Origin of the sequence: Pleomorphomonas carboxyditropha (assembly GCF_002770725.1) — a bacterium.
Taxonomy (GTDB): domain Bacteria; phylum Pseudomonadota; class Alphaproteobacteria; order Rhizobiales; family Pleomorphomonadaceae; genus Pleomorphomonas; species Pleomorphomonas carboxyditropha.
On the sequence record NZ_NQVN01000048.1, the window covers coordinates 1 to 9,385 of the forward strand.

General features: G+C 57.3%; 11 protein-coding genes. 6 read left to right on the forward strand and 5 right to left on the reverse strand.

Annotated features, from left to right (window positions below; translation table 11 throughout):
* From CJ014_RS26845 to CJ014_RS26850, 3 genes are all read left to right on the forward strand, one after another.
* Window positions 1-457: P-loop NTPase family protein (locus CJ014_RS26845; RefSeq protein WP_100083564.1), on the forward strand; the 457-nt coding region annotated here is incomplete at its 5' end.
* Window positions 429-704: a thioredoxin domain-containing protein gene (locus CJ014_RS27700; RefSeq protein ID WP_133121956.1), complete on the forward strand. Its 276-nt coding sequence runs from the start codon at window positions 429-431 to the stop codon at window positions 702-704. The genes CJ014_RS26845 and CJ014_RS27700, both read left to right, overlap by 29 nt.
* A 17-nt stretch (window positions 705-721) precedes the next feature.
* Window positions 722-1,786, forward strand: coding sequence for a replication protein RepA (locus tag CJ014_RS26850; protein ID WP_100083565.1), 1,065 nt, complete (start codon window positions 722-724; stop codon window positions 1,784-1,786).
* A 423-nt stretch (window positions 1,787-2,209) separates the two neighbouring features.
* On the opposite strand, the gene CJ014_RS26855 is transcribed toward CJ014_RS26850, so the two are convergent.
* The 5 genes from CJ014_RS26855 to CJ014_RS26875 form a co-directional block, all read right to left on the reverse strand.
* Complete coding sequence (locus CJ014_RS26855) at window positions 2,210-3,034, reverse strand: replication-relaxation family protein (protein ID WP_100083566.1); 825 nt, start codon at window positions 3,032-3,034, stop codon at window positions 2,210-2,212.
* Window positions 3,035-3,036: 2 nt separating this feature from the next.
* A complete protein-coding gene (locus CJ014_RS26860) occupies window positions 3,037-4,875 on the reverse strand; it encodes a type IV secretory system conjugative DNA transfer family protein (protein ID WP_118847953.1) in 1,839 nt (612 codons plus the stop codon).
* Between the two features lie 208 nt (window positions 4,876-5,083).
* A complete protein-coding gene (locus tag CJ014_RS26865; protein WP_100083568.1) occupies window positions 5,084-5,401 on the reverse strand; it encodes a hypothetical protein in 318 nt (105 codons plus the stop codon).
* A 3-nt stretch (window positions 5,402-5,404) separates the two neighbouring features.
* Window positions 5,405-6,286, reverse strand: coding sequence for a phage integrase N-terminal domain-containing protein (locus CJ014_RS26870; RefSeq protein WP_100083569.1), 882 nt, complete (start codon window positions 6,284-6,286; stop codon window positions 5,405-5,407).
* A gap of 1,043 nt (window positions 6,287-7,329) precedes the next feature.
* Window positions 7,330-7,638, reverse strand: a complete 309-nt coding sequence (locus CJ014_RS26875) for a hypothetical protein (protein ID WP_100083570.1) — start codon at window positions 7,636-7,638, stop codon at window positions 7,330-7,332.
* Between the two features lie 470 nt (window positions 7,639-8,108).
* Here CJ014_RS26875 and CJ014_RS26880 point away from each other — a divergent pair, with 470 nt between their 5' ends.
* From CJ014_RS26880 to CJ014_RS26890, 3 genes are all read left to right on the forward strand, one after another.
* Window positions 8,109-8,687, forward strand: coding sequence for a recombinase family protein (locus tag CJ014_RS26880; protein WP_100083571.1), 579 nt, complete (start codon window positions 8,109-8,111; stop codon window positions 8,685-8,687).
* Between the two features lie 58 nt (window positions 8,688-8,745).
* Window positions 8,746-8,913: a WGR domain-containing protein gene (locus CJ014_RS26885; RefSeq protein ID WP_245427740.1), complete on the forward strand. Its 168-nt coding sequence runs from the start codon at window positions 8,746-8,748 to the stop codon at window positions 8,911-8,913.
* A 142-nt stretch (window positions 8,914-9,055) separates the two neighbouring features.
* The coding region (locus CJ014_RS26890; RefSeq protein ID WP_165791013.1) for a ParA family protein at window positions 9,056-9,385 on the forward strand (330 nt) is incomplete at its 3' end.

A 9,385-nucleotide genomic window follows, 5' to 3' on the forward strand; every position in this document is an offset into this window, starting at 1 on the left:
CGACGTGTTGCGAACCCTGGAGGCAGGCGGCTACACCCTCACAATCATTGACACCCAAGGCCAGGACAGCCACGCCACCCGTGGCGCCATGGCGGCGGCTGATTTATCGCTTGTGCCGGTGCGGCCGAGCGAGGCCGACATACGGGCTAGCCAGCCGACCGCAGCGGCCCTTTCCGAAATGGGCAAGCGCTTTGCCTTCGTCATCAACCAAGCGCAGCCCTCACCCCGTGCCAGGCTTACCGGCGCCGTGTCCCTTCGCCTTAGCACTTCGCACCAGGTGGCGCCCGTCGCCATCGCTGCGAGGATGGATCACCCTTACGCCTATGCCTTGGGCCAGGGCGTTACAGAATACGACCCCACAGGAAAAGCCGCAGGCGAAATTGCCGGGCTTTGGATGTGGTGCCGGAAACAAATAGGAGAAACCAGCAATGCCAGCCAAAAGAAACGCCGCGCTTGATGCAATCAAGGCGCCTGTAAAGCCAGCCGAGCCCATAGCTTCCGTTGTCGCCTTTAACCCGGCGCCAGCCAAAAAAGCCGACGAAAAGGCAAAGGTTATGCTTTACCTACCGCCCAAGGTAGCGCGGAAATTCAAGGAAATTGCCTTCACTGAGGATTGCAAGACGCACGACATCTATTTGCGGGCGCTTGCGGCCTATCTGAAATCAGAGGGCCACGGCAACGTGGCCGAGCTTATCGAGCGATAACAACAGATTGCAGGCTAATGAAAACCGCCCCTGATATCTCTGGCATTCGTGATGCCGACCTTCTGGCCGAGCTGGAGAAAGCCAGGGGAACGATTACCTTTGGCGCGATGGTGAGCTTCCTCACCACAAAGCAGGCCGAGCGAGACGCCCAGGCTAAGGAGGCAGAGCGCCTTGCCGCCCTGTCACCAGTGAAGCGCAAGCGCGCCGTTACCAGGAAGGCCGTAGACACGGGCGAAATCGTAACCCGCGACAATCTCCAGCACATCCACACAATCTTGGCCCTTTGCTCCCTGCCGCACTCCAAGCAACCGCTAGAGGTTCGGGAGTATGAGCGCCGCCAGGGCAAGGCCTCTCTTGTCATCGAGGCCGGGAAACTCATGACCTCAACAGGGCAATGGGAATTGCAACCTCTGCCTTGGGGCTCCCGTGCCCGCCTTCTTTTGCTGTACTTGTGTTCCGAAGCAATTCGCCAGAAAAGCCCAACAATTGAGGTTGCGGAAAGCCTGACAGCGTTCATCCGCGACATGGGGTTTGAAGTAACAGGCGGGAAAAATGGTTCTCTCAACTATTTCAAGCAGCAATTGAACGCTCTTGCCGCCTGCCGCCTCCGCATAGGCGTTTGGGGCGCGCGTGGAGCCTCCACGGTAGACACAAAGCCTTTCTCCAAAATAGATGTTTGGATGCCTGAAAACCCAGACCAGCAAATGCTTTGGTCAAGTAAAATCACTTTCAGCCGAGAATTCTTTGACGAACTTTCAGCGCATGCGATGCCTATCAACAAGCACATTATTCGCGCTTTTGCCGGTTCATCTCACAAGATAGATATCATTTATTGGCTTGCCTGGAACCTCAACCGACTGGATAAGCCTTTGACGCTTTCATGGGAACAAACGGCCGAACAATTCGGCGGCGAGGAGCTGGAGCTGTGGCGGTTCCGGCAGCGTTTCAAGAAAGATGTTCAAGGCATCCTTAGCGTGCTGCCCAAAGCTCCCCTTCGCCTGACCGACAAGGGCCTGACAATCAGCCCGGCCGCGCCCGAGGTTCTGGCTATCCCCCAGCAGCGCAAAACCAAAAAGCCATAAGTTTGCATACACTTAGCTACGCATAAATGAAGTGGTTGGCCCCTTTTTAGGGTCCTTTTCTTTCAATGGGTTATGGGCATACCTACGCATAAATGAAGTGGGCGCCACGCATAAATGAAGTGGTTGGCCCCGAATGCCACGCATAAATGAGGTGGGTTCTACGCATAAATGAAGTGGTTTTTACGCATAAATGAAGTGGTTGCCATATATAGTATAGAACATACAGAACACTGCAAAACATTCTCTTACTTAACATAGCAAAACTTTTACAAAACAAATGCGCGTGCGCGCGTTCTGAAAACTCTCTTTTCTGATTGTGCCCCCCTCACCCGTTCCTGACCAACAGGGAGCCCGTACAGGCCGTTTGAGGGGTGCCAATGGGGGATTTTACCCCGAGGACACGAAAACGGCTCTACGGGCTTCCTATTGGCAAGGAAAGGGAGAGGCCGAGGGGTTGGCAATCTGCCACCAACCAGAGGCGAAGTTTTCGAGTACAGAGGGCAACGAATTGAAGAAAACCAGTTGCCAGACTTCACCGCTGGCGTTTTGAACAAGTCTTTTAGCTTGTTCGAGCATCGCCACGGTTGAGAATACAAAAAGAAGCCTAGCGGCCCGGCAATCGTTCGGCCAGCCTAGAGCGTTTTCCAATATTTCCTTTTGGAATATTTCCAGCCTTTCAGGCAATAGTTGCCGGAAATTCTCAAGGCTATTAGCCATTCCCCCGGTTTCAACTTCAACCGAGAAAAGCCAACGCTCGCCGCTGGCATCTGAAAACGACGCGATAAGGTCGGGCGTGTACCGCATGCCGTCGAAGGTCACGGCCGTTGCAGGCTCCAGCCCCTTGGGGTTGGGGTCAAACTCGGCCGACACCGAGGCCACCGAGGCCCCAGCGCTCGCCGCCCACGCCCTGAAGCTGATATGCACGTCCACAATGGCGAGCCGTTGCGTCAGGTGCGGCCCCAGCCGCAAGGGTGTCCGCCGCACGCCAACGGTGCGCGGCTCGCCAGTCTCGGCCGCCCAGGCCTCAAGGGTGGCCGCCCCTTTGGGTGTCAGGGTGTGGACGTTCGGTCCTTGCATTCGGCCGCGCCGGATGACGGCAACCAGCTTGGCCGTCTCCAGGTGCTTCAGGCGCTCCCCGATGTGCCAGCGCCGAGCAATGCCCAGCCGTTCCGCCTGCTCGATGGAAAGCAGGCGGAACCGGGCCAAGGCGTCTAGCAGCTCAAAATCAACGGGCGTGCATGCCAACATGGCTAGATTTTCCTGACGCGCTGATACGTTGCGAGCGACGGTTGGGGAGCTTGCACGGCGAACCTGTCGGGAATTTCCGTATAGTAGCTCTTGGCCTGAAAAAGCATGGTTTCCCGTAGCTCTTCATCGGTCATTCGCCGGGTTTTTCCGAGAAGGTCGCGGCGCGTGGCGAGCTTGAACGGCTCGTTTGCTGGCCCCCATTGGCCGACGAACTCGCCCGGCCGTAGACGCATAGACGCTTCAGGCGGCGCGCCCATCATTTGCAGCATTTCTTTTTGGCCCGCGCCCGATGTGAATTTGATGGCCGTGTTGTTCAAGAGTTGCCGCTTGTCGTTTACTGAAAGGTTATAACCGACTGTCTGTTGTGCGGCAGTCAGGTGCATGCCGTGCTGTCTCAATTCACTAAGAAACAGCAGCACGGCCTTACACATAAACACGTCTATTTCGTCGATATACACGAAAACGGGCGTATGTCTCTTGTTGAATTCAGTGCGCCTTCGCATGCCGATTGCTGCGAGTTGGGCAATGACCATGCGGCCGAAAGCTCCGGCCGCGTCATTGTCACCCCACGCCCCAAGGTCAAAGATTATCACCTTGCCTTGGTCGATAAGCCTTGCAAGGTCAACCGTTGATTTGCCTGTTGTCATGCTCTGGAACAGGCTATCACGCAGGATATGGGCTAGCTTCGCCCGCAATGAACCTTTGCTAGACACATATTGAGAGCTTAGGAATTCATATTCAAAGAAGTCTGCAACCTCCTGATTTGGGTGTTGCTTGCCAAGCTGTATCAATTCTTCAGCTATGGGCGGAATTTTCCCTGTTTTTCTGTCGGGCTCCACCAGTGCAAGGCGCAAATCGCGCAAGGTGGAGCCGGGCCGGTTTAGCAGCACTTGAAAACAGGCGCTCGCCACCGTTTCCGTCTGGGGTGTCCAATCAGTCTCGCCGACCTGTGCCAGTACGTCAGTAAGCTGGTTCGCTAGTATGCTTCGCTCTGTGGGGTTCAGGTGCGCGGCATCCAGAGGGTTGAGCACCGGCGCCATGCCCGCCAACACGGTCGGATTGAGGTAGACAAGGCGCTGCGCCCCCTCTCCGGCAAACTCCGGCCAGCGTGCCACGCTGCCCGCAAAGTTGCCGGTAGGGTCGATAATCACAACGGCATGGCCGTGGCTCACATCATGGAACACAAAAGACTTGAGCAGTTCAGTTTTGCCACTGCCCGAGCCGCCCGTGATGTAGGTGTGCATCTCCCGTGTTTTCTGGTCGAGAGAACCAACAGAACCCGCCACGCCAGTGGTTTTTAGCTCTTTGAATACGTCAGGGTAGCTATCTTCCAAGTAAGACAGATACCCGCGAAGGCTAGGCGTGTGCCTTCTTTTGTTGAAAGCCATATTCAGCCAACACGCTATGGGGTATTCGCGAAGTTTGAAGCTCATATTTAGGTGAGCGGCTCCCCTAAAGCCAGCCCGGCTCATCTCACTGGCTTTCTCGTTGTATTGTTTTTGGTAATCTCTTGGAAACTTCGTTATTTCTATATAATCCGCAAAAGTCATCGGCAGAATTTCTCTTGCCATATCGAACTTATTTTCAAGGTTTATTGCGGTTTTTTCGATATAATTAAGTCGGCTTTCGATAAGGGGCCACATATAGGCGTTTATATTATCGGCGAGGGAATTTTGGCCCTCTTCCCCATAAATCTGGAAAACCTCGCCCAGCGAAACGCAAAACGGCTTTGGGGTGGCTAGCTGATTGCGTCGGCTCGCCTCTACAACGCTACGGAACGACGGGAGCGCAGGCCGCGCCGGTTCTTGATATGGAATAAGTTCCTGACCGTCTGTTGCCATTTCTACCCCCAAAAGAGGACGCGATATTGCCCAGAATAGAGGCCTCACAACGGAAAATCAAAGGCCAAAATAGAGGCCTCACAAGAAAACGAAAAAGCGCTTATGCGCCCGTGCGTTGCGCCCTCCCCGCTCCCCGCCTCCTCTTATTTTCCTCGTTTCACTTCCTCAAATATTCGTCTCAATCCCGAGCGGCGCCGGGGGCGGCGCATCACTCCAGCCATTGAACCAACATTCCCCAGCTCATGCCTACGGCTATCTGTGCGGGTAGCTGCTTCGCCTCCACCGTGAAGCCCATAGCCTGAAGCCTCGCCTCCGTATCCTTCCACGTGTTTGTGGCCCGCAGGTCGATTGCTTCAGGCGGCGCCACCAGGACGAAGGCAAAGCCCTTGTTTGCCGCAGCCGTCATGGCATCAAGAACCGCATCAAGGCTGAAGCATTCTCGCGCCACCTTGTCGGCGCTGGAGGCCGACAGGCCGCGCAGTGTCGCCAAGCGGTCGGGAATGGTTGCCTTGCGAGGGTCGTTCATGGGTTAGGCCTTCGGCGCCCAACGGCGCCCCAAATATGTGTCCGTTACATCCAGGCGCCCATGGCCCAGCTCGTGGGATATCTCCAGCCGGGCGGCTCGGTCGCGGGCCGCCTCCTGCCGCGTCATGGTGTCCACGGTCGGGCCTCCGGCCGCAGGGCAGGCCCAGCCGGTCAGGGTCTTGTATCGCCATTGCGCGTAAGCGTGCCGCAGGCCGTGGGCATTGGTGATGCCAGCCTTCAGAAGCTGGTTTTCATAGTTCTTCATGGCCTGGAAATAGTTCTTGCCCGGCTCAATCAGGGCGCCGTCGCCGACGACGCGCCGCACCTCTTCCAGCAGCTCCCTTTGCCGGGGATGTGTCAGGGGAATTTCCCGGTATCGGCCGCCCTTCGTCCAGCTCGCCTTGAGCGCCAGGTGGTCGCCCTTGTCAGCGATAGCCGGGCGCATTTTCAGCGCCTCTTCCCGGCGCAGGCCAAAGGCCGCCTCCAGGCGCAGGGCCAGGCGCACCCGTTCATCAGCCACGCGGGCCAGCATATCAGGCGCCGCGGCCTTGGCCCGGTTTTGTGTAAACCGGCCCCGCGGCGCCAGGCCAAAGCCCGCGTTGTCATTCGGCACAAGCCCAGGCTTGCCAACCTGATACGACCACCAGCGCGCCCAGGTGAGGCGGTTCCTGACGGTCTGGTCTGAAAGGCCCTTGGCCTTCCAGTGTCCAACCAGGGCGGCAACGTGCTTGCCCTTCAAATTTCGTGCATCCATAAGAGGAAACCCGAGCTGTTTCAGCTCTTCCCCCATGGCAACCAAGCCGCGCAGCCGTAGCGCACGCGTGCCAAAACTCCCCTCGGTGCTATGCTCCGAAAGGTTTTTTAGGCTCATGCTCAGTTTATCCATATCTCTTTACTTCGTTTAGTTTTTTTGACCTTGCAAACATCCCGCGTGCGGTGATGAAGCACTTGCCTTTGGCAAGAATAGGCCGAATACTCCCATTTCTTTTGTACGTTTCTCCGTTCTATCAGTCTCCAAGCGGTCGGGTTGAAGCCCTTGCCGCGTGTCCATACGGCTTCAGGCTCGTTGCTGTTCCTTTCCTCTCTTTGGTGGCCTCCTGGGGCCGCCCGGTGCCGTGCCCTTGGGGCCGTGCGGTTTCAGCTTTCGCCGGGGTTGCTTCCCGCGCTCGAGGCGGGCCAGCGGTTTGGTTTGGTGCCTGCAAAAGCAGGGCTTCAGGGTGTCTCCTTTCGGGTTAATCGGTGGGGCCATGTGTGGCCAAGGTGTCGCGCACTGCATGCGGGGTGCAGTTCCCCGCGTACCGTGCCACTACCTTATGGCCCCGTACCTCGCCCGTTCCTGACATGCCGTTTTTTGCCCTTTCGAGTGGACGGGCGCAGCCTGTCCGCCCCTGTCACTACCTGCCCTTTAGGCGGTAGTGACAGGGGCCGCCGTTGGCGCCCCGTGTTGGCCGCGCCACAGGCGCAGCCAAGCGGAAGGGTTACCCTCCCGCCCCACCCGTTGGACGCCTAGGGCCTTCGGCCTCCCGGCGCCCAAGTGGGGATGCTCCCCACGCCCTGCACGGCCTTCCGGCCGGAAGCGGCTCCAGCTCGCTACGGCGCCACATGGGGGCGCGCTCGCTTCCGCCGCTTCACTGCCGGCGATCGCCGGCAATGGTGCCGGCCGGCTGGCCGGCTCTTCTCTTTCCCGCCATGACGCACAAGCCTGCCAGGGCGCAGGCCTCGGCAAGGGCTCCGCCCTCCTCCACTCCGTTCCGGCCCTCCGGGTGCCTTCAGCCCTAGCACCCCGGCGCCCCTGAAGGCGTCGGGACGGGGAACGTCGTTTGCCGCCCTCCGGGCGGTTCGGCCTTTCGCCTCCCGGCGAGGGGCCGAACAGGGAACATGGGGACGAAAAAAGGCCCTCCTGGTTGTTAGCCAGGGGGGCCGGGGTCGTTAGCTATCCAGGTGCAGGAGAGAAGCGGCTTCAGCTTCAGCCGAGAACGTCAAAGAGACGTATTCAGCGTGTGACGCGGCTTCTTTGATGGCCGTGTAGAGCCGTTCAAATGATGCGTAAACAAAATGAACCTTGTCATATGTCTTCGCATCAACGATGTTTGAGAACGTCTCAAAGTCACTGAGAACCTGCTTTGCCAAGACTAGGCATTGCTCCACGTCACTTTTGCCGTGCTCCTCTTCAACTCGGTACATCAGGGCGTCGAGCTGGTCGAGGCGGGTTTGCAATTCTTCATTGGTAAAAGGCATGGATGCTACCCCATGAAAGAGCCCTTCCGTCAGCGCCGGAAAGGCGGTTGACGGGAAGAGCCCCGCTAAGGGGCTGCCGTAATTGCCTATTATTAGTACACATTATATCAAAATACAACCCTTGGTTATTTTTGCGTAATTCTTGAATTACGCAAAAGGCTTAGTATGCTGATTTTGTTGGCAGATTGTTTTGCGTAATATATTTGCGTAATTCTTCAACTTGGGGTATATATAAATTGCTCACACAAGAGCATGACGCCCCCATCTAGAGCAACAAAGAAAGGGTAGGCCCATGCACTACGTGGGTAAACTCCTCAAGGCACTGATGAGCGGCTTAGAAATAACTCTTAGCCTCACCATCAAGCTCTAAAGGAAAAGGCCCCGTTAGCGGCGGGGCCTTAACTTACTAGAGCAAACTCATGCACTACCTGAGTGCATTAAATATATTAAGCAATACATAAGGTGTCAAGATGATTGTTGGTTACGCTAGAGTGAGTACCGACGGGCAAACCCTTGAGGCCCAAATAGAAGCTTTGCAGGCTTCGGGGGCCGTCAAGGTGTTTCAGGAAACCGCCAGCGGTGCGAAAGATGACCGCAGGCAGCTTGCGCAGGCTATAAAATCCCTGAACGCGGGCGATGTGTTACTTGTTACACGTATTGACCGCCTCGCCCGTTCCACTCGCAATCTACTGAACACAGTGGAGACCATCAGCAAGCGCGGAGCTTGCTTTAAGTCTCTGGCAGAGACGTGGGCAGATACCACGGCGCCAACCCCTACAAGTCAGCTAGTTCTCGCCATCTTCGGCGCTCTTGCCGAGTTCGAGCGTTCGCTTATCGTCACCAGGACAAGCGAAGGCCGTGCCCGGGCCAGAGCAAAAGGCCGCCGCATGGGGCGGAAACCCAAGCTTTCGGCGTTCCAGCAGCAAGAGGCCTTGGCCGCCATTGCTGCCGGTGAGCTGACACAATCCGAGGCGGCGCGGCGCTATGGCGTCGCCCCTTCGGCCATATCCCGCCTTGTGGCAAAGGAAAGCGCGACCCATGGCCTCTAGCTGCCATCTCACCCACGTTGACCCCGGCCAGAATATGGCCCGGTTCTACCGCATGACCATGCAGCCAACCCTTTTTGGCGAGTGGTCGCTTGTGCGGGAGTTCGGCCGGATAGGAAGCCCCGGCCGGGTGGTTGCAACCAATCATCATACATTTGCCCAGGCGTCGGCCGCCCTGGAAAGCCTACGCGCCGCCAAGGAGCGCAAAGGCTACACGGCCGAGTGCTAGCACATTAGCACGCTAACAAAGCAGCGTACTAACATACGGCTTTATTAGCGCGCCGCTTTATTGGTGTACAAATGTAACAGTATATTAACGAATCAGCATGCCAGTAATAGACAGGCCCCAGCCGTAGGAGCATTATTTCACTATGAAAACGATAAGCTTCGTGACGCAAAAGGGCGGGACAGGGAAAAGCCACCTCGCCATCAGTTTGGCCGTATACGCGGAAGAGCAGGGGGAAAAGGTTTGCCTGATTGACCTGGACCCGCAGGGCTCCACAGCGGCTTGGTACGATACCCGAGCCGCAGAGACGCCCGCCGTCATCACGGCCGAGCACTTCGCCAGCCTGCCCGACGTGTTGCGAACCCTGGAGGCAGGCGGCTACACCCTCACAATCATTGACACCCAAGGCCAGGACAGCCACGCCACCCGTGGCGCCATGGCGGCGGCTGATTTATCGCTTGTGCCGGTGCGGCCG